This window comes from Candidatus Omnitrophota bacterium, assembly GCA_026387175.1.
In the GTDB taxonomy this organism is placed as follows: Bacteria; Omnitrophota; Gorgyraeia; order 2-01-FULL-45-10; family 2-01-FULL-45-10; genus CAIMPC01.
This window is the reverse complement of record JAPLME010000005.1, coordinates 38,162-61,647: the sequence shown is the minus strand read 5'-3', so window position 1 is coordinate 61,647 and position 23,486 is coordinate 38,162. Positions and strand designations below refer to the sequence as shown.

The window sequence follows — 23,486 nt, the reverse complement described above, 5'->3', positions numbered from 1 at the left end:
GTGTAAACCGCTATTATTAGTGGAAGGAACGAGGTTTGTAAGAGACGGTAGAGCTACTGTGCCGGAACCTGAGTTAAATGTGACAGTGCCGTTAGTTACCTCATCCTTACCGAGTGTAAGAGATGAAGAGGTGAGGTTATAATTATTACCGCCATTTACTAAGCTGAATGTGGTGGCAGGTAGGCCTACATCAGCATAGATGTTTAGATTGGCTAATGAGGTGATGCTCCCCCCTAACTGATATGTGAGGGCTCCTTGAGATTGAGGTGAGGCTAATCCGCTATTAAACTTAGAGTATGCTTCTATCTTAGCACCTGAATAAGAGCCTCCGGGGATGGTAATGGTGGTAGTACCTGTGCTAGCTACGGGAGCATATCTTATAATAGCGTTATTACTTATTGTGGAGCCTCCCAATGTTACTGCAGGAGTGGCGCTAGTTAAGGTTAAGGCTACCACGTCGGTAGAGTTACGAGTGAGTGTGCCGCCGCCTAAGGTGAGGGCATGTGAGATCATTATGTCATCGCTCAGGATGGGTGGGACAAGCTTGGGGGCTGAGCAAGAGGCGCCGGCATAACCATCTGTTGAGAATATGGTTTTAGCGGTAATTCCTGTCCAGGTAATGCCATCGGAGGAGTACCCGATAGAATTAGTACCGTAGCCTCCTGCTATGAAACGGGTGCCGTTCCAAGCAACTCCATAACCTCCGCTTATAAATATGTTTGCGCCTAAGCCTGTCCAGGTAATGCCATCGGAGGAGTAGGCAATGGAGTTGGTACCTAAGCCTACGGCTACAAAGCGAGTGCCGTTCCAGACGATACCAGAACACGATGCTGAGAATGTGCTTGAGCCTAAGCCCACCCAGGTCGTCCCATCGGAGGAGTAGGCAAGGGTGTTGGTACCTTGCCCCACAGCGACAAACCTGGAACCGTTCCAGGCAATTTTACGGCAAAGAGTTGAAAATATGCTTGACCCCAAACCTGTCCAGGTAAGGCCATCGGGAGAGTAGGCAAGAGTATTGGCACCATTTCCTCCTGCTACAAAACGGGTGCCGTTCCAGCAAACTGCCCAAGCTCGATCTGGAAATACGTTTGTCCCTAAACCAGTCCAGGTAATGCCGTCTGGAGAATACGCAATAGATCCATTAATGCTGCTACCTGTTGCGCCTGCCGCTACCCAACGAGTACCGTTCCAGGCGACATCACAGCCATAGTCCAATATTTGTCTCGAGTTAGGTACTGCATTCCAGGTGATGCCATCAAAAGAATATGCGATGGAGGTTGTAGCTTGGCCTTGCCCTACAGCCACAAAACGGGTGCCGTTCCAAGCGGCAGCCATACCACCATTTGAAAATATGCTTGTACCTAATCCGGTCCAGTTAATGCCATCGGAAGAGTAGGCGAGGGCATTGGTGCCATAACCTATGCCTACCCACGTATTCTTAGAAGGATCGCGAGCAATGGTAGTAGTCTTACCTGAGGCGGCGGCTGAGAGATTATAAAAAGTAGTAACACTTGGACAAGCCTTAACTGTGCCGTCTCCTGTAAGAGTAACGGTGGAGGTGCCGGGGTTAACCGTAATGTTGCCTCCCGAAGAGTCCCAGTTACCTGAGATAGTCCATGTTCCTGTACCTAAGTTCAATGTGCGGGCCAATATTCCTGTGGAGGTGAAGCTCGCTGCACTTACATTAAATGTAGCGACATCAAATGTTCCTTGGGTTACTGTAAGTGCTCCGGTGACTGTAATACCCTTAGCTAATGTCAGAGTACCAGTGTAGCCTGTATCCAGAGTGAGGCTTGCTACTGTGGTATTAGTCACCCCTGTATCGAAACTGCAGTTTGTGGTTGATATAGAGTTTAATATAACATTATCGGCTGTAGTCGGCACGCTGCCCGTGGACCAGTTAGCGGCTGTGGACCATTTTCCATCACCGGAAATATTGATCCAATAATTACTACCGGCTGCGCCAAAGAACCAATTGGTGTTATTGCTTACATTTGTGGAGTTATTCGCCACAACACCCTTTCCGCTGGAGGCATCGGAGTCTTTGACACTTAAGTAGTTCATGCCGGTAACTGTAGCGCCGCTTGCGACATTTAGGTTAGCGGCAGTGCCTGCTGTGGTGGAGTTTAAAGTCAGGAGATTACTACCCGTGCCGGTTCCCGCAAGGCTCAGGTTATTGGCTATTGTTACGGTCTTCCCTGCCTCGAAGCTAACGGTCTTACCAGCTACGCTTGAGGTTAATTTATAGAGCGGTGCGGTATTTAATACCGGGTTATCTAATGTAGCGTCTTTATATGTATAATCTACAATGCTATAAATATTGGCAGCAGTAGCACCGGTAAGAATTACGTTTGAAGTCCCGGGAGTAACTGAGGCACATCTGAAATCGAGGTCCCCGCCTACATTTACCGTAGCAGAGCCAAAGTCAAGGTAGCCGTGAGTATAGCAAGTTGAGGGCGAGCTTCCACCATCAACATAAATGTTACCGCCGATAGTGTGGGTGCCGGTCCCAAACAGGACTTTACCAAGGTAGTCATTAGCATATGAAGAATTCCTGTTCCATCCTAATTTCAAATAACTGCCCACACTAAGGTTATGGCCATTAGTGTCTAAGATGGCAGGGCTAGCGTTGGATGAACCATAAAATGTCAAGTTCCCCAAAATACTCCAGTTATCGGTCATGGTTAGGGTGCCGGCAAAATAAATAACGCTTACATTCCCATTTGTGGTTAAGGCCTTTTGACTCAAACTAGTAGAAATTGGGCCTATTGAAATCGGCACCGAAATGGTTGCTCCTGTTTCCTGGCTAATGAAGTCATTATTTGTAACCGAAGGAAAGTATAAAGTATAGCCGCCGGTAGAATTGGCTTGAGAATTATTTCTCATAATAAGGCCTTTTGTATTAACAAAGTATGTTAAATTTGCCTTAACTCCGGATGCCAGCTCAAGGTTTTTAAACGAAGTGTAAACACCAGCGGCATTATAAGAATTTGAAATATTACCATCGGCTGTCATTTTCCAGTTTCCGGTTGAGGTAAGATGGCTGGCATCGTAGGCGATGGAAACATTTTTGAAATTTACGGTCCTTCCATTATCATTGAACATTCCGCCGTTAGTGTTAATGATAACTGAATTGGTAACGGTTAAATCCACCCCTGAGGTTGCGCTTAAGGTAAGTGTGCCTGTGTAGCCGGTATCAAGGGTGAGATTGGCCAGGGTTATACTGGAAGTTACTCCGGCGTCTACTGAGCAATTTGAGGTTGAGGCGGTATTAAAGACAACTGAGTCGGTCGCCTGAGGCACCGCGCCGGTGGACCAGTTAGCGGCTGTAGACCAGAGGCCGTCGCCTGAAGCATTGGTCCAATAAACCGTGCCTGCTGTACCGAAGACCCAGTTTAGGTTGTTGCCTGAGTCGGATGAACCGGTGGTAACGACTTTCTTGCCGCTCGATGCATCGGAGTCTTTGACGTTCAGGTATTGCATATTGGTTGCGGTTCCCAGCACATTTAAACTGCCGGCAGTGCCTGCAGTGGTGCTCTGAAAATTCATCAGGCTACCTGAGGCGCCCTGAAGCGTCATGTTACCTGCGATGCTTAAGGTCTTGCCCGCCTCTACCTTCAGGGTCTTGCCATACCCGGCAGTCGCATAATTCGCGGTGAGATTATATAGCGGGATAGTATAATAGACATTAGGATTATCTAAGACCATGTCCATATAAGCATAGCTAGAGACGGCATAGAGAGAGCTTGTGGTTGTGCCCGTGCCGGTGAAGTTAATCGTACCAACTGCAGGACTTATTGAGCAGTAACGCAAATCTAAGTCGCCTCCCAGATTGACAGTGGCTGAATAATTGGGAGCTAAGGCATTGGTGCCGGAGTTGTAGATTTTATAGGATGAGATACGACTATAATTAAATCCGGAATCTACGGATGTCCAGGCGCGGGTGGCGCCATTGGCAGAAGAGACAATATGTACGCCGCCGTCATAAGCAAGTTTAGGCTCGGTAACCTGCTTGACCGAAACATCATCCACATAAAACTCAGAGGGGCCGGCAATTCCGGTATAGATAAGCGGGGCCAAAGTGGTATTGGTGCAGGTTCCGTAAACAGAGAAATTATTCCAGCTATTTAATGCCGCGGAGGGCATAATGAGAGAGCAACCGTTATTACCTGATAAATAACCCCCGAAATAATTACCTGTTACCGGATAAACCCAGAGATTGTAATTATATAATTTTCCAATAGTAAGGGCAGAAGCTATTACTTCCTGGATACCCTGGCTATTACTGGTTCCTACGACATGACGGCTGTATGTGCCGCCGGAAGTATGATTGTAAGTAGAGCTCCTTTCATTTGTTGTGGGAGTTGACTGATTGATCCAGTTACTATCCAACTCCATATTTCCATTTACTACAGCATCACTTCCCAACGCCTCTCCTGTGCCGCCTGCTGCCAGATAGCCCTTAGCCGTTTTTCCCGCATTGTCAGTAAAGATTATATAGTAAGGAGTGCTGCCCGAGTCGGTACCGACATAGGGAGAAAGGTCTACTCCCGGAAGATAAGCAAAAGCTCCGGTAGCGCTGAAGTCGCCCAGGTAGGGGTATGAGTTGTGTGTAGTTGCGCCTGACGAGGTTGCGCCCATGCTGATCCAGCCATGGGTGTATTGGCCGCCGCTGTAAATCTTCCCGCCAATCGTGTGGGTGCCGTTTTTAAACAGAATTTTGCCGAGATAACTATTGGGAGATGAAACGTCGGAATTTCCTACCCTCAAATAAGTGCTTACAGTAAGGTTATAGCCATTGGTATCTAAGGTAGCAGTTGAGCCAGATAACGCCCTACCCTGTATATAAAGACAACCACCGAGATTCCAGTTACCGGTCATAGTTAAAGTATAGTTATCAGTTTCAGAAAAACTTACATCCCCAGCTGTAGTCAGAGTCCCCTGTGATTTATTAGATTGTATTTGAATCCATAGAAACGAAGTGATGGTTGCTCCTGTACCCTGAGTAATGAAATTATCTACGTCGGGATATAAACATACTGAGCCGCCGCTGCTACTGCTAAGCGTAGAATTATTCCCAAGGATAAGACGCCTCGCAAGCTGCATACCTGATGTCATAGTCGCAGTAACTCCGCTTGCTAATTCAAGGCTTTTAAATATATTTCTCCAGTGAGCATTGGTTACATTTCCGCTGGCCGTCATCTTCCAGTTGCCGGTAGAAGTCAAGCGGTAATCTTCATAAACAATAGAGACATTCGTAAAGCTTACCGTCCTACCGTTATCAACCAGTTTTCCGCCGTTAGTGTTGATGGTGACGGAGTTGGTAACAGTTAAATCTACTCCTGAGGTTGCGCTCAAGGTAACTGTGCCTGTGTAACCGGTGTCAAGGGTGAGATTGGCAATGGTTATTGTCTGGGTCACTCCTGAGTCAACACTGCAGTTTGAGGTTGAGGCGGTGTTAAAATAGACATTGCTAGTTGAAGTAGGTACACTGCCTGTGGACCAGTTAGCGGCCGTGGACCATTTACCATCGCCTGATGCATTGGTCCAATAGCTGTTTCCGGCGACGCCGAATATCCAGTTGGTGTTATTGCTGACATTGGTAGAACTAAGCGTTGCGACACCTTTCCCGCTTGAGGCATTGGAGTCCTTGACACTTAAGTATTGCATATTTGTGGCGCCGCCTAACACGGTAAGGTTACCTGCGGTTCCCGCAGTCGTGCTCTGGAAATTAAGCAGGTTGCCTGAGGCGCCCTGAAGCGTCATATTGCCCGCGACCTTTAAGGTCTTGCCTGCTTCTACCTGTATGGTCTTGCCTGCGACGGTTGAGGTGAGGTTATAGAACGGTAGGGTGGTCGTAAGATCAGATGCGTCATTATAAGCATAGTCAAGGATACCATAGAGAACGTTTGCGCCCGCGCCGGTGAAATTTATAGTCCCCGCAGGGGCGAGTGAGCAGTAACGCAGGTCCAGGTCTCCGCCAAGATTGACAGTGGCTGAGGCGTCGGGAGCCAAGGCATTGGTGGCGGAGTTGTAGATTTTGTAGTATAAGATGTTATTGGGATCAAACCCCGAGTCTATATTCGCCCAGTTACGGGTGGCGCCGTTACTGGCGGATACTATATGCAGTCCGCCGGAAGAAGAAGCGGCAGGCTCGGTGACTTGTTTCAATGAAATATCATCAATGTCTAATGTGGTTGCCCCGGAAACGGCAGCTATAAAACCAAAATAAGATCCCCCTACGTAATAACCACTCTTATTTCCATTAGACCGGAATGTGTGTGAAACGCCAGCGCCATCAGCCCAACTAGCGGCATATGCTCCTCCTTGACTATAATTAGAGATTGTTAATAGCGACTTATAAAGTTTGTTCTTAGTCATTACCGCAAACTGAGCGTGGCTTATACCATTATTCATAGAATTGGAAAAGTGACAAACTCCATCCGCTATCGATACCACCCCGGGGCTATGAGACCAATATCCGGTATCAGACGCAAATGTCCTATCATCGCTGGCTGTGATTAATTCAGTTCCGAGCGCCTCTCCTGTCCCGCCTGCTGCGATATATCCCTTCGCGGTCTTGCCTGCGCTGTCGGTTAAAATGATGTAATACGGCGTGCTGTCGCTGTCAGTGCCGGCGTATGTAGATAGGTCCGCTCCAAAGAGCCAGGCAAAGGCGGTGCCGGTGGTAAAATCGCCCAGGTATGTCCCGCCCGCGCCGTATGGCGATGAGCCCATGTTTATGTAGCCGTGGGTGTATTGGCCATCACAATAAATCTTGCCATTTATAGTATGGGTACCGTTTCTGAACAGGATTTTACCCAGATAATAGTTGGGGTAACTAGAATTACTCTGTCCCAACCATAAATTACCAGGTACAGTAAGATTATGGCTATTAGTATCTAAGGTAACAGTTGAGCCAGGTCCGCCGCCGCCATATATCTTAAGGTAACCGCCTATACTCCAATCACTGGTCATAGTTAAAGTATAATTACCGCCGCCATCCGGCCCGCAAACAATTACACATCCACCCGACGGCAGAGATCCTTGGCTTCTACTAGAAGCTAAGAAAATCCATAGAACCGGAATCGTCGCGCCTGCGCTATAAATGAGGAAATTATCTACGGTAGGGCAGAATATACATATTGAACCATTGCTAAAAGTAGAATTACTCCCCATATTAAGGTATCTTGTAAGATGCATGCCGCCGCTTGAAAGACTTGCGTTAACTCCGGCTGCCAGCTCAAGGCTGTTAAATGGATTCCCTCCGTAAAGATTGGCAAGACTCCCACTGGCTGTCATCTTCCAGTTACCGGTGGAAACAAGGCGGTTTGCTTCATTTGGAATTGAAACATTCTTAAAATTCACTGCCCTGCCATTATCAACCAGTTTCCCGCCGTTGGTATTGATAGTAACGGAATTATTAACTATTAAATCCACTCCGGAAGTTGCGCTCAAGGTAACTGTGCCTGTGTAACCGGTGTCAAGGGTGAGATTGGCAATGGTTATTGTCTGGGTCACTCCCGAATCAACACTGCAGTTTGAGGTTGAGGCGGCGTTAAAATAGACACTGTCGATTGAAGCCGGCACACTGCCTGTGGACCAATTAGCGGCGGTCGACCATTTCCCATCGCCAGAGGTATTGAGCCAATAGTTATTACCTGTGACGCCAAATATCCAGTTGGTATTATTGCTAACATTGGTAGAGTTATAAGCTACAACCGCTTTCCCGCTCGAGGCATTGGAGTCCTTGACACTTAAGTATTGCATATTTGTGGCGCCGCCTAGTACGGTAAGGTTACCTGCAGTTCCCGCAGTGGTGCTCTGAAAATTCAGAAGATTTCCTGATGCACCCTGAAGCGTCATATTGCCCGCGATTTGCAGGGTCTTGCCCGCTTCAACCTGTAAGGTCTTCCCCGCAACGGTTGAGGTGAAGTTATATAAAGGTATCTTGTTTACAACGGGAGTGTCAATACTCGTATCTTTATAGGTATAATCAAGTATGCCATAGAGCTTGCTTGTGCCTGTGCCGGTGATATTGATAATGCCGGCAGGGGCAAAAGAACAGTAACGCAGATCAAGGTCTCCTGCCAGGTTAATTGTGGCTGAGGCATCAGGAGCTAAGGTATTAGTGGTTGAGTTATAAATTTTATAGGATGAGATATTATTGTAATCAAATCCGGAATCTACGGATGCCCAGCTGCGGGTTGTGCCATTATTGGCTGAGACAATATGCAGGCCGCCGGAGAAGGAAGGCTGAGGTTCGGTAAGCTGCTTACAAGATAAATCGTCCCAATCGCAAACTGTATCAATAGATTCATCATTCACTATAATCAAGGTGTTGTAGTTCGTAATTACGGTTCCGTAAGTGGTAAAAGTTCCTGAATATCCGGCTGGCGCAGAAGGAACTATAATAGGCTGCGGTGAATAGTTGTGGCTTGGCCCCCCGAAACCAAAGCGCAAATTACGAGTACTTCCGGAATCCTTTCTGACGCTGCCGGTTGCGCGATAAAATGAACCAACAGTTGTGTTAACTGGAAGACACGCACCACCGCCATAAGCGGTATTCGATGTTTGAAGCGAACCGCTTCCCGTTATCGGAGTAGTGGTATTCCAGGATATATTTGCCCCTTGACCACTCCACCCTGTAATCCCAGACTCAAATGTTGTATTAGAAATGAGTTCACTTCCGTATGTCTCTCCGCTTCCGCTTCCTGCGATATAACCCTTAGCAGTTTTGCCTGCGCTATCGGTGAATATAACGTAGTATGACGTGCTGCCTGAATCAGTACCTGCGTATGCTGAAAGGTCGGCACCCGAAACCCAGGCAAAGGCATTAGTAGCGGTGAAATCGCCATAATATGCGCCGCCCGCGCCGGATGGCGATGAGCCCATGCTGATATAGCCGTGGGTGTATGATGTGCCGCTTGCATTATCAGTGTAGATTTTCCCGGATATAGTGTGTGTGCCGGTTCTAAATAGGATTTTGCCTGAAAGTTTTCCAGGATAGGATACATTAGAAGAGCCCAGCTTTATATTCCCACCTACCGTAAGGTTATAACCGTTGGTATCAAGAACCGTTGTGCCGTTAGTGTCTCCGAATGTAGTTGGGCTAAGATTCAGGTTTCCTGTTGTGCTCCAATTGCCAGTCATAATAACGGGGGATATAGAGGTCCTCACGCTAATATCGCCTGTTATATTCATAGCTCCCTGAGTGAAAGCGCTATTCTCAAAAAGCAAATTATTCACTGTTATCGCTGCTCCTGTTCCTTGCACAATAGGATTATTCATTGATGGGTTAATGTAAAAGCCTCCATTTACAATAATTGCGGAAGAAGAACCAAGGATGAATTGATTACTAACACGGCAATCACTTGTAAACGTGCAAGTCTTGTTGTCTGCAATCTGAAGAACTGACATATAATTACTGTAGGAAGCAGGATTTGAACACGTTCCGCTATTTGTCTCAACCCAGGTGCCGGTTGAGGTAAGGAGCCCTGCTATATTGGCAATGTTGAAGTTTACGAAATTAACAGTCCTTCCATTGTCAATAAGTTTGCCGGAGTTAAGGGTGATGGTTCCTGAAACAGTTAGATTCTGCCCTGAAGTTGCGCTTAAAGTAACTGTGCCTGTGTATCCTGTGTCGAGGGTGAAGTTGGCAACTGTAGCCGCCTGGTCAACTGAGCAGTTTGAGACTGAGGCGGTATTAAAGATAACCGAGTCGGTTGAAATCGGAACAGCGCCGGTGGACCAGTTACCAGCTGTGGACCACTTACCATCACCTGAGGCATTGAGCCAGTAGTTATTGCCGGCAACACCAAATATCCAATTGGTATTATTACCGGCATTGGTAGAGCCAAGAGTTATGACACTTTTCCCGCTTGAGGCATTAGAGTCTTTGACATTCAGGTATTGCATACTGGTAGCGTTGCCCAGCATGGTAAGATTACCTGCGGTTCCCGCAGTCGTGCTCTGGAAATTAATGAAGTTGCCTGAGACGCCCTGAAGTGTCATATTGCCTGCAACCTGCAAGGTCTTGCCTGCCTCTACCTGTATGGTTTTACCGACGGCGGTGGAGGTGAGGTTATAGAGCGGTATTTTGTTTAAAACGATGGTATCCATGCTTGTGTCTTTGTAGGCGTAATCGAGTATGCCATAAAGTTTACTTGTGCCTGCGCCGGTAAAATTGATGGTTCCTGCGGGAGCAAAAGAACAGTAACGCAGATCAAGGTCTCCTGCCAGATTGACAGTGGCTGAGGCATTGGGAGCTAAAGAATTATCGGCTGAAGAGTAAATCTTGTAAGATGAGATATTGTTATAATTGAACCCTGAGTCTATGTTAGTCCAGGCGCGCGTGGCGCCGCCATTCGCGGAGACGATATGCAGGCCGCCAGAGGAGGGGCCTGCAGGCTCGACGGCTTGCTTAACGGACATATTACCAATTTCAAACCAACTACCGCTAGTGCCGTAATTATAAAAACCAAACCTCCAAGATTTTTCTGTTCTGTACAAAAACCAATCAACTGCATTTCCGGTATTTGCCGGAGGGTTCGACGGATAATAACCACCATCAGCAAATTCCCAGTTAATGCTATTACTCGCTCTATATTTGAAAGAAGTTTTTAGTAACCTACCCGGGACTGATGTAGGCTGTATTTGAAAACCATAACCTCCGCTTGTAGAAGTTTGACTTTCTCTCTGGGCGTTTCCTGGAAAGCCATTCCCCGTAACAATTGAAAAGGTGCCGCTTCCGCCTCCATTGGACAGCGTAGCTACACTATCAGCAAGTCCATCTGAATTTGAATCTACTAATGCCGTACCATTTGTTAATATTTCACTCCCCAGCGCCTCCCCTGTCCCTCCTGACCCAAGATATCCTTTTGCCTTCTTGCCCGCATTGTCAGTGAATTCTATATAATACGGGGTATTGCCTCCGTCTGTGCCTACATATAGAGAAAGGTCGGCACCCGAAACCCAGGCAAAGGCATTAGTAGCGGTGAAATCGCCATAATATGCGCCGCCCGCGCCGGACGGCGATGAGCCCATGCTGATGTAGCCGTGGGTGTTTGAACCTCCAACATATATATTGCCGTTAATACTATGTGTGCCGGTTCTAAAAAGAATCTTACCTAGATACTGATTACCGGAAGAACCGTTATATCCCAATTGTAAGTAACTACCTACGGTGAGGTTGTGGCCGTTGGTATCAAGGGTGGCGGCTGCGCCAGCGTAGTTCTGACCACTAATCTGTAGATTTCCCCCAATATTCCAGTTATCCGTCATCGTTAAAGTATGATTAACGGTATTTGCTATCATTACCTGCCCAGTTGTGATCAGGGCACCCTGGCTTACATCCGCATACAGCCATATTCCAATTGTTGAATTAATGGTTGCCCCCGTACCTTGAGTAATGAAATTATTGCTTGTAGCGCCAGCAATGCTTAAAGTATAGTTGCCTGTAAGTGTAGAATTATTCCCAAGAATAAGGCGTCTCAAGCATACTGTATCTGTTAAAGTCGCAGTAACTCCGCTTGCCAGTTCAAGGCTGTAGAATTGAACATTGTAAGCACTTGCAAAATTTCCGCTGGCTGTCATCTTCCAATTGCCGCTTGAAGTCAGGCGGTTAGCTTCATTGGCAATAGAAGCATTTTTAAAGTTTACTGTCCTGCCATTGTCGTTAAGTTTTCCGCCATTAGTGTTTATAGCAATGGAATTGGTGACTGTTAAATCTACCCCTGAGGTGGAGCTTAAGGTAACCGTGCCTGCGTAGCCGTTGTCAAGGGTGAGGTTAGCTAGGGCTATGCTGGAAGTCACTCCGGCATCAACTGAGCAGTTTGCGACTGAGGCGGCGTTAAACACGACTGAGTCTGTCGAAACCGGCACAGCGCCTGTGGACCAGTTGGCGGCTGTGGACCATTTACCATCGCCCGACGCGTTGGTCCAGTAAACATTGCCAAGAGTGCCGCTGACCCAGTTATGGTTTAAGCTATAAGTGTCAATAGTGGAAGAATAGGCAAGGATAGGCTTACCACCTGAAGCATTGGAGTCTGTAACATTAAGATATTGCATGTTAACGGATGAGCCCGTGACGTTAAGGTTAGCTGGTGTACCTGCAGTAGTGCTCTGGAAATAAAGAAGGCTGCCTGAACTCTGCCCCTGTAATTTCAAAGTGCCTGCTATTTGGAGCGTGCTTCCGGCGTTGACCTTAATGGTCTTATTCGCTAAGCCGCCGGTAGGTGTGTAAAGGTTATAAAGCGGCGTCGAAGGAGTGGCGGTCTTTGAACCGTAGATATTTGTAGTGCCTGTGCCGGTGATATTAAGAGTGGATGTGCCGGGGACTACACTGAGTGAGCTGGAGGTATCACTGGTTAGCCCTTCAGGACGCCAGTCGCCGGAGATATTCCAGGTGGAAGAGTTCATATTGAGCGTGTGGCTTCCCGCGTTATCCGCTACTATGCTTGAGAGGGGTGTAGCGGCCAGGGTCAATGCGCCTGTGCCTGAATTAAAGGTAACCGGGCCTCTGGCGCAGTCTTTACCTATATATACGTATCCCGGAGTAACGCTATAGAGGTCATAGATATTTAAGCCAAAGGTAGTGGATAGGTTTGAGTCAGCGTAGACATTTAAGCTGCTGGCCCCTGTAATGCTCCCCCCTAACTGATAATCGATAAGCCCTTGAGGCTGGGCGACACCGCTATTGGTCTGGACATAGGCTTCTATCTGAGCGGTGCCGTAGTCACCTCCGGGTATAGTGACATGCTTAGCGGCTGATGGGTCAGCTACGGGAGCAAAGCGGATAATAGCGTTATTACTGATCGTGGAACCGCCTAATATTAGAGGCGTGCCAGTATTGTCTTTGCGTAATGTCAGGGCCACCTGGTCGGTGCCGTTACGAGTGAGTGTACCGCCGCCTAAGGTGAGGGTATTTAAGACCGGGATGTCATCGCTTAAGACAGGCGGAGTGAGTTTGGGTGCGGGAATGGAGCAGACGCCAAGGCCACCGCCTGAGAATATACTTGTGCCCAGGCCTGTCCAGGTAACGCCATCAGTTGAGTATGCAATAGAGTTAGTGCCGTTGCCTACGGTTATGAAGCGGGTGCCGTTCCAGGCGGCGGCGGCGCCGGAGGATGAGAATATGCCTCCGCCTGAGCCTATCCAGCTAGCTCCGTTATCATTTGAATAGCCAATTTGGGTGTTGCCTATGCCTACTACTACGAATTTAGAGCCGTTCCAGGCGAAACCGTGGTCCTTGTAGCTGAGTGCGATATCGCCTTGGCCTGTCCAGGTAATACCATCAGAAGAGTAGGCAAGGGAGTTGGTGCCATAGCCTCCTGCCACGAACTTAGAGCCGTTCCAACAGACGCCATAGCTCTGGGTTGAGAATATGCCTGTACCTAAGCCTGTCCAGGTAATACCATCAGAAGAGTAGGCAAGGGTGTTGTTAGCGTAACCTACTGCTACGAAGCGGATACCGCTCCAGGCAACGCCAAAACCAGAACTCCCGAATATGCTATTACCCAAACCTGTCCAGATAATACCATCAGAGGAATAGGCAAAGGAGTTAGTACCGCCGCCTACAGCCACGAACTTAGAGCCATTCCAACAGACGCCACGGCCATAGGCTGAGAATATGCTTGAACCCAAACCTGTCCAGGTAATCCCGTCGGAGGAGTAAGCAAGGGAATTGGCGCCTTGTCCTACAGCCACGAACTTAGAGCCATTCCAGCAAACGCCATAGCCATAAGTTGAGAATATGCTTGAGCCTAAACCTACCCAGGCAATACCGTCTGAAGAGTAGGCGATGGAGTTAGTGCCGTTGCCCACTGCCACCCACATATTCTTAGAAGGATCTCTGGCGACTGTAGTGGTCTTCCCTGATGCCGCGCAGGACAGGTTATAGAAGCTTGTGGTAGAAGGGTTAGTCTTAAGTGTGCCGTTATCTGTGAGGTTAACGGTTGAGGTATTTGGGTTAAGTATGATGTTATTACCTGATGTATCCCAGTCCCCTGCCACGTTCCAGGTAGATGTATTAAGGTTAAGAGTGTGTAAACCGCTATTATTAGTGGAAGGCACGAGGTTTGTGAGTGAGGCAAGAGCTACTGTGCCTGAACCTGAGTTAAATGTGACAGAGCCGTTAGTTACTTCATCCTTACCTAATGTAAGGCTGGAAGAAGTGAGGTTATAGTTATTAGCGCCGTTTACTAAGCTGAATGTAGTGGCAGGTAGCCCTACATCAGCGTAGATGTTTAGATTAGCTAATGAGGTGATACTCCCCCCCAACTGATATGTAACAGCTCCTTGAGGCTGGGTGACGCTTCCATTAAGCTTGGTATAGGCCTCTACCCTGGCACCTGAGTAGGCTCCTCCTGGGATAGTGACAGTAGTAGTGCCTGTACTGGCTACAGGAGCATACCTTATAATAGCGTTATTACTTATTGTGGAGCCTCCTAATGTTACAGTAGGAGTGGCGCTCGTTAAGGTTAAGGCCACCACGTCAGTGCCATTACGGGTGAGTGTGCCGCCGCCTAATGTGAGGGCATTTGAGACCTTTATGTCATCGCTCAGGATGGGCGGAACGAGTTTGGGGGCGGAACTGAAAGCAATGCCACAGAATATTTCCACGATGGATTGTGAGCCAGCTACTGCAGTCCAAGTAATACCGTCAGAAGAGTAGGCAATGCCGGGGTTGCCTGAGCCATTGCCTCCTGCCACCCAACGAGTACCGTTCCAGGCAACAGACTGGCCATAGCTATTAATTATGCTTATACCTAAGCCTGTCCAGGTAATGCCGTCGGAAGAGTAGGCAATGGAGTTGGTGCCTTCTCCTACTGCTACGAAACGAGTACCGTTCCAGGCAATACCGCGGCCACGGGTTGAGAATATGCTTATTGAGTTAGACGCCGGAGTCCAGGTAATCCCGTTAGAAGAGTAGGCAATTGTATCAGGCCCATCTCCTACTGCTACGAAACGGGTGCCGTTCCAGGCAACACCGCGACAGCCATAGCTTGAGAATATGCTTGTGCCTAAGCCTGTCCAGGTAATGCCGTCGGAAGAGTATGCCAAAGTATTAGTACCGGCGCCTCCGGCTACAAAGCGTGTGCCGTTCCAGGCAGAGCACATGCCTTGAGTCGAAAATATGTTAGTTAATGAGTTAGATACTGCGTTCCAGTTAATACCATCAGAGGAGTAGGCAAGAGTGTTGGCGCCGTTGCCTGTCGCTACGAAGCGGGTGCCGTTCCAGGTAATAGAATTGCACCAGTTATTAAGCAGACTTGCGCCTAAACCAGTCCAATTAATACCATCGGAAGAATAGGCAAGAGTCGTGCCGGTCCCACCGCTATAGCCCCCTGCTACCCAACAAGTACCATTCCATGCAACGGCGTTACCCCAATATGAAAATATGCTTTTGCCCAAGCCTGTCCAAGTAATGCCGTCGGAAGAATAAGCAAGGGTATTGGTGCTTTGTCCCCCTGCTACCCATATATTCTTAGAAGGATCCCTGGCGATAGTAGTAGTTTTGCCTGACGCAGCCGCTGAGAGGTTATAGAAAGTGGTGACGCTGGGGCAGGCCTTAACCGTGCCGTCTCCTGTAAGAGTAACGGTGGAGGTGCCGGGGTTAACCGTAATATTGCCGCCAGAAGAGCCCCAGTTACCTGAGATGGTCCAGGTGCTTCCTGTGCCTAAATTCAGTGTGCGGGCTAAGGCTCCTGTGGAAAGAAGGCCCGCCGCAGTTACATTGTAGGTAGCGGCATCAAATGTCCCTTGAGTTACAACAAGCAATCCGCCAATTGTAATACTTTTAGCTAAGGTCAGGGTGCCTATATAGCCGGCGCCTAAAGTGAGGCTGCCGACTGTCGTATTAGTCACCCCTGTATCGAAACTGCAGTTTGAACTTGAGACGGTGTTAAATACAACATTGTCAACTGAAATCGGCACAACTCCTGTGGACCAGTTGGCGGCTGTAGACCATAAGCCGTCGCCCGAAGTATTTGTCCAATAATTAAAACCGGTCATGCCGAATATCCAGTTAGTGTTATTACTGACATTGGTAGAGTTAATGGCTATGATGCCTTTTCCGCTCGAAGCATTGGAGTCTTTAACGCTCAAGTAGTTCATGCCGGTAGCTGTGCCTGAAACATTTAGGTTAGCTGCAGTGCCTGCTGTGGTGGAGTTTAAGGTCAGGAGATTAGCGCCCGTCCCGGTTCCGGCAAGGCTCAGGTTGTTGGCTATTGTTACGGTCTTCCCTGCCTCGAAGCTAATGGTCTTGCCAGCTACGCTTGAGGTTAATTTATAGAGCGGTGCGGTATTTAATACCGGGTTATCTAAGGTAGCGTCTTTATAGGTATAATCGACTATTGAATAAATATTAGTTGTGCCTGTGCCGGTAAGGTTTACGGTTGAGGTTCCGGGAGTAACTGAGGCACACCTAAAGTCAATATTTCCTACCACATTTACTGTGCTTGAGCCAAAGTCAATGTAACCATGGGTATTACAAGTTGAAGACGTGCTTCCACCGCCAACATAAATATTTCCGCTGATGGTGTGAGTGCCGCCCTTAAACAGGATTTTGCCAAGCATGCCATTGGCATATGAAGGATTACTGTTTCCTACTTGTAGATAACCGCCTACCGTAAGGTTATGGCTATTGGTGTCTAATGTGGCAGTTGAGCCTGAAGGAGAATACCCAAAGATTTCCAAATTTCCACCGATATTCCAATCTCCGGTCATGGCGACAGAATGATTATTAATGTAATCTAACCTTAGATTTCCACCTATAGATAAAGCCCCTTGAGTTAGATCGGCGCCTGCAGCATATATCTCAATCGTTGAAGAAGAAGGAATTGTTGAACCTGTCTCCATCACAATACAATCATTTATTAAGCCGGAGCCGTAAAGTAATATATCCGCACCAACTATTGAAGAATTGCTCCTGAGTGTAAGACTTTTTTTAATAAAGCATCCGCCGGCGCTAAAGTTTGAAATAACTCCTGCGGCTATTTCAAGACTGTTAAACATGCTATTGCCGGAAGGGCCGGAAATGGTTCCACTGGCTGTCTGTTTCCAGTTTCCGGTGCTAAAGAGATTGTTAATGGGTGTATCGTTAGCAATTGTGGAATTTACAAAATTCACATTCCTGCCATTATCTGTAAGTTTTCCACCGTTGGCATTTAAGGCAATAGTATTAGTAACGGTTAGATCCTGCCCTGCTGTTGGGCTTAAGGTTACAGTGCCGGGGGAGTATCCTGCGCTAAGAGTGAGATTGGCAATAGTAACTGTCTGGTCGACTGCGCAGTTTGTGGTTGAGGTATTATTGAAAATAACTGAATCAGTCGAGATTGGCACAGCTCCTGTGGACCAGTTAGCGGCTGTGGACCATTTGCCGTCGCCTGAGCCATTGGTCCAGTAAACAATGCCGGCTGCGTCAAAGAGCCAGTTGGTATTTCTGCTGCTATTAATATTGCCCGCGTTGGTAGCGTCTACCGACGCTCTGGAGGCAACAGAATCCTGCACATCCGTAAGAACCGGCGTGACTACCGCGCTGGCCGGATTGGTCAGGTTCCAGGCGGTCCCCGGCGATGAGCTCCTCAGCGTAACCTTTCTCGACGCGCTGGTGCCGGTAAATTTAAGGATAGCGCTTGGAGTGTCGCTCAAGGCGATCGTCTTGCCGGCGCCGATAGTGTAGTTATAACCGCCGGCGAACTCGACGGTGCCAGCCTGTATATTGACATTCTGCAGGCCTATGGCGCCAGAAACCGTGGTGGTTTGGCCGGACTTATTAATGTTGATGGTTTGGGGCAATGTGGCGGCGCCTCCGCCGGAAATGGACTGCGGCTGCGCGGTGCTGTTCAACGTGATCGCGGTCGTGCCGCCGGTGCCGGATGTGCAGACTAAATCGCCCGTTAAGGTAATCGCGCCGCCGTTAACGGCGCCGGAGGAGCCGGTGGCAAGAACCACTTTATTGGCGACCGTGGCTGTCCCGGTAATGGTCGTCGTGCCTGAACCGAATTCTACGGTTTTGTATGTTACGGTGCCCGGCGTCCAGCTCGATGTTCCGGAAAACGCTATCGTCGCCTGGCCGGGAGTAAATACGCTGTTACTGAGCGCTACTGTGGAACCGTTAAACGTTATCATCGAACCCTGGGCGTTAAGCATTCCGAAGAGGCTGATGTCTCCTGAGCTAAATACCATATTCGAGTTTCCGGCGTTAAGCGTTGCCGTACCTTCGATCGTGAGGCCGCCGGTGAACAATATATTGCCATTGGTGTTAAGGGTCATGCCGGACGACACTGTGGCGACGCCGGTTACCTCAATGTCTTCAATGGCCGCATAGCTATCCCCGACCGTAAGAGTCCCCGCCAACTTGAAGCCCGTGCCGGTCGAGCCGGTATTTCGCTCACTCAAAGGAACAGTAATCTTCATGTAACTCGTAGATGTTGCGCTATTGCCGGAAATGGTCAGGTTTTCGGATAGGCCGCTCGCCCAGTCATTATAACACTCGGCGGTTGTGTTGCCGCCGGCCGCTTCCCAGCCGATAAGCGAAGAGTAGTGACCGCCGACTGTGCCCGTGTCGGCTGTTGAAGCTACAGTGCCCAGAGGTTGATAATATTTGAAAGAGCAATAATCGCTAGCGACCCAGGTAATAGTGAAGGTGCCGTTAAAGCTGGTATTGGTAGTAACGTTTACAACTATCTTTTGCCCTACTTTAAGGTTATTATTGGGAAAAGCGGCGCTCAAAGTGATAAGAGAATTGCCACCGGATAATCGCTGGACATAGGTGACCGTCTGGCTCGCGCGAATGAGCTTGACGTTAGTGTCGGCAGTTACGGAGCTTAACGTCGTGCTGGATGATGTCACGGCTGTTCCCCAGCCGGCGCCGCTTCCACCGGCGAACTGGGCATAGGCGCTCTCGCTCATTAACGGCTGTAACACCATCGTTAGAGCTACGATCACCCGAATTGTCTTACCCGTCATAGTTTTCATCGTCTTATCCTCTATCAGGGTTCAGGGGGCAGGGCCCAGGGTTCAGAAAAAATCTTCACCCTCTTCCCTCACTCCTCAATCTCACTCTCCTGTACCCTGCACCCTGAACCCTGTCCCTTGACTTCTCAACCTCACTCAGTCACTACTGAGCCGTCCTGGCACAGCGGATGCCGAAAGTGAGGGTGCGACCAGCACTCGCGGTCGCCGCGTAGGTACGGGCCGACACACCAGCGTTGAAATTGTCGTTGTTCCAACAGCCGCCGTGGTAGCCCGAGCCGGTCGCGTTAGCTCCCGGCCAGTCGGTATTAGTTGTGCTTAAATTACCATCTCCGTGGCTACCAATAAATAACCGGCCGGTACTATTACCTACGGTGACCGATCGTTCCCATAAGTTCCCGGAAAGCTCCATTATTCCGTAATAGGAGCCGCCCGAGGCATAACGGCTTGAAGAGCTGGTCGCAGCGAATCCTACGCGCATAGGGCCGGACACAGTACCGTTATAGCTACAGTTGGCATTGTTAGTGGCTGTCTCATTATTAGCGCCGGGATTGGTCGGGCCTGTAGGGCCGGCAGTAATAACGGTTGAGCCCCATGTGCATTCATTGGCTATCGAAGTATTTAGTCCTCTGGACGCTTTTTCAAATTCAAACTCAGTAAAGGGACGAAGCCCTGCCCAATCGGCATAGGCGCATAAGTCGGGCCAGCTTACATAATTACAGGCTATCCATTCGCCGTCAGTGGCTTCGTTCGGCGTACCATTATTGTTATAATCACAGTAAAACGTTATTGGGGTAGTCGCGGGAATAGTGGCGTCACATCGTATTCCATTACGATAATTAGAAGCGGAAGCGATATTAGCGGCAATACTGGTATTTGGCATAACATATATATTGGTTACGGATGTTGTGCCCGAAGCCAGGGTTGTTCCGTCTCCGGCCCTTTGGTTTTGCTGGGCGCGGCTGAGCGTATTCAAGAAATCCCGGTATTGGCCCTGGTTAACTTCGTATTTCATCATGTAGAAACCGTTATAACCTTTGGGGAAAGCGACGGGTACTGGGCCTGCCTGATCGCCGCCATAAGTATTTGAATTCGGGTAATAGAGATTTCCGGTGGTTGTGCCCACAGTAATCGAATCTTCAGAGGTTATCTTATAAGGGCTGGTGGTGTTGGGATAGTTATAGAAAGCGTTTGTTTCGGTGCCGCCTGAACCGACATAGAACGAGCCTGTTGGCACATAGACCATCTCTATCGCCATAACTTTGACCGAGATAGAAGCCGAGGAAGAGACTCCATCGGTGGTGTAATCCCAGTACACAATCTGGTTGGTCCCGGGCCTACAGAAAGCGCCTTTTTGGTCAGCGCTTATTCCGGTCCCACTCTGGGCGTTATAATTGCTTACTGTCCCGCCTGAAATTAAGGTGGCATGGCTCCAAGCTGTGTCGGTGCTGGCATTTGCGGCGTCAAAGTACTTCACGAATATCCAGGCGCGATCGAAAAAGGCATTGCCGTTATTATCTACGGCGCTGAAAGAGTTATCCCATGCAAGATCGAATTTTATGCCTATCGTGCCGTTCGGCTGTCCCGATGCTTTATATAAGGAGACGTTAGAGACGGTGATATTATTCGCCATGGCCTCAGTAGATAATGTCATAGCAAATATGCTTAATAATAATAGTGTAAGTAACCATTTTCTAGTAATCATGTCCGTCACCTTCTTCTGTAACAACCCGCTCCTGGGGCCATCCTGCAAGGGGACACCCTGCAATCTCATCCGCTTTGGCCCGCTTTGGGGCCATCCTGCAAAGGGACACCCTGCAATCTCAAGCCCCACTTACTTCTTCTCGGTCTCCGCCGCTATGTCCTTTACTTCCAGGGCATTACCGGTCAGGTGTCCCTGCGCCGCTTTTGCCCTCTCCTGCAGAGTGATCTTGTCCTGCAGGTTAAAACGGTATTTTCTCTTATTCAGCGTTTTAGTGACCTTGCGATTTGACTTACCCGTAAGCGTAACCATCTCGTCGGGCTGCATTAATTCTAAAGCTCTCTGGGGGGTAAGATAGGTACGCACGATGAGAAACTTTCCTCTCTCCTCGGCGCCCCATAAATATCCCGCCGGCTTTACCATCACTATATCGCCGTCCTTATACCCATCGGGTGACGGATTGTCTCCTACCTTAATAAGAAGATCGTACATACCCGCAAGCGGCTTCTCTACAGCCTTTGGAGTTTCGGCCGGCTTCTCTTCCGCCGGCGTCACGCTCTCTATAACCCCTACCTCTTCCGCGGCCCGAACCTTGGTCTCTGCGGTCACTCCTGACACGATCGAGAAATAATCTTCTGATATGCCGTAAATGGACTTATCATTATAATCCGCGACCTTCATCACCGCCTTACCGGATACTCCGGCCGGCACATTCCAGGCATAGTCACCGGAATTGTCCACCTTTGCGGCGATCACCTCGAAATCCTCGCTGTCATCCTTTGAATACGATATCTCCAGAGGGTATTTCGGATCATAACCGGCGGCTTCCCAGAATATGCTGTAGCTGGCGCCCGAAGTAAGAGTCTCTCCGCCTTTTGGCATCACCACACGGATGGTGCCGGGCCTGTATTCCAGGCTGAATTTTTTAAGCTCTATGCCCTCGCTTCCGAATTCCGCCTTCCACCTTAATTGGCTGCCCTTATCAAATTCCTTCTTAGAGGCGTAGCGGGCAGCGCCGTTCTTCCAGTCAGAATAAAACTTCCCGCCATTTTTAACGGCGATGCTGATGGAAACTGATTCCTCATCGGATAGATCGACGTCCCAGGAAGGCTTTATTATCCGGGCATCGAAAGCCGGGCTGATGAGCCGTGAGATGTAATAACTTTCTGAACTATCGCTGCTCGGGATGAGGCCTCCATCAGGCGCTATGGATACATTGTAAAATTCCGGCAGATTCGTTGCCTCCGGGGCCATGGAAGCCGTCCTCGTATCAACCTGCGGAGGTGGGTTGGCGGCTTTGCGCGTCCGTATCCAGTCACAGCTCATCGTTTCGCCGATTATCGAGGATGACAGGCCTATCGGTGAAGCCTCGCTCGATCCTGCCAAATATTCCGTCTCGGCCTGCGCGGTTCCCGAGCCGTCTTCGCCGTATCTCCGGAAAGCTATGTCCCCGTTATCATCGCAGTATATCTTGTAAGTGTAGAAGGCATCCGGGGATATAGGCTTCGGGTCATTCGCTTTTGTGCCGGAACCTTTGGTGATACTGTGAGCTGAGGCGCTCGAGGAAACTGAAGAATAAGCTATCACGTCATCATTACCTGACGAGGTGGCCCTTATAATTCCTTCTGAAGAGCCGCTCGCTGATGCCCGGGCTTTATATTCTATAAGGCCGCTCGCGAATTTGTAGTCCGCGGAGGTAATCTTCGCCCTTGTAAGTGAAAGGATGGAATCTTTGACGCTGGCGCTGCCCGCCTTGTCATACAGCACAGTCTTCCATTTCTTGCCATTAAGGAGAGCGCCGCCGAAATCGTCAAAGAAGTCAAAGACCTTCTCGCCGCTCGACAGGTCGGAAGCGCCTGTCTTAGAGTAATACATATATATAGGAAGGCCGTTCTTAGGGATTTCGGGTATATTGACCCAGAAAACGGCTGTGCGGTTAGGCGCTTTGCCGGTAACGCTTTCCAGGTAGTGAGGCAATATGGTCTCTCCATCGGTCGCCGTAAACCTTATATCGGCAAAATCGGACAGGATGCCTCCGCTTAATTTAAAGTCGCAGGTCCCGACAGATTTTTGTGATTCGCCCACTCTTATAGGCATCTGATAATTAAAAAGGGTTCCGGCCGCGGAGCCTTTTACATAGATCCATTTTCTCGCGCCGAATCCGGAAAGCAGGCTCTCTCCGAAACTGCCCACGACACCGGAAAGGTCTGAATAGGTTATCTTAAGATCGGTAAGCGTGCTATTTGGAGCGAGGGTCGCCCGCCATTTTATCCCGGAGCCGGCGTACGGCTCTTTATAAGTAACCGGAACGCCGTTTATTACCTCGACATAATCTTTCGAGCTGCCTGTGATACTTACCTCGAGGGTCACTTTGCCCGTAAATGACCAGCTTGCCGATAGCCCGGTTACGGAGCCGTCCGTCTTATATGGATTGGGAAGTTCGACTGTTCCGTTGGAAGTGTCGTAGGACCTCACTGACCCATCGGTCGCAAGATCCGCGTTTTCTAATGCGGCGCCTTTAAATGAGTAGCTTGCGCTTGAGTCAGCGCGCCATATGAGCGGCCGGATAAATATAGCTTTATTCTGAGCGTCGGAAGTCTCGGCGGCTTCGGCAATCTTGGCGGCTTCGGCAGGCGCGCTGACAAATATGGCCGCCATCGCCATAATAAGTATAATTCCAATACTCAGGAAACGTCTCATCTTTTCCATTGTAGTGTCCTGTAATAGCACGACCGGTACTTCTATGTAGGGGAGGTTTAAACCTCCCCTACTACATTTCTATCAAATCCTACACTTAAGTATACAC

Annotated in this window: 3 protein-coding genes; all 3 read right to left on the bottom strand. The window is 48.9% G+C overall.

Annotated features, from left to right (window positions below; all coding sequences use genetic code 11):
* Window positions 1-18,981: hypothetical protein (locus NTY76_01930; protein MCX5677846.1), on the bottom strand; the 18,981-nt coding region annotated here is incomplete at its 3' end.
* Between the two features lie 142 nt (window positions 18,982-19,123).
* Entirely contained in the window at window positions 19,124-20,632 is a 1,509-nt protein-coding gene (locus NTY76_01925) for an SUMF1/EgtB/PvdO family nonheme iron enzyme (protein ID MCX5677845.1), read from the bottom strand.
* 180 nt (window positions 20,633-20,812) lie between these two features.
* Window positions 20,813-23,389: a DUF2341 domain-containing protein gene (locus NTY76_01920; protein ID MCX5677844.1), complete on the bottom strand. Its 2,577-nt coding sequence runs from the start codon at window positions 23,387-23,389 to the stop codon at window positions 20,813-20,815.
* Window positions 23,390-23,486 lie beyond the last annotated feature (97 nt).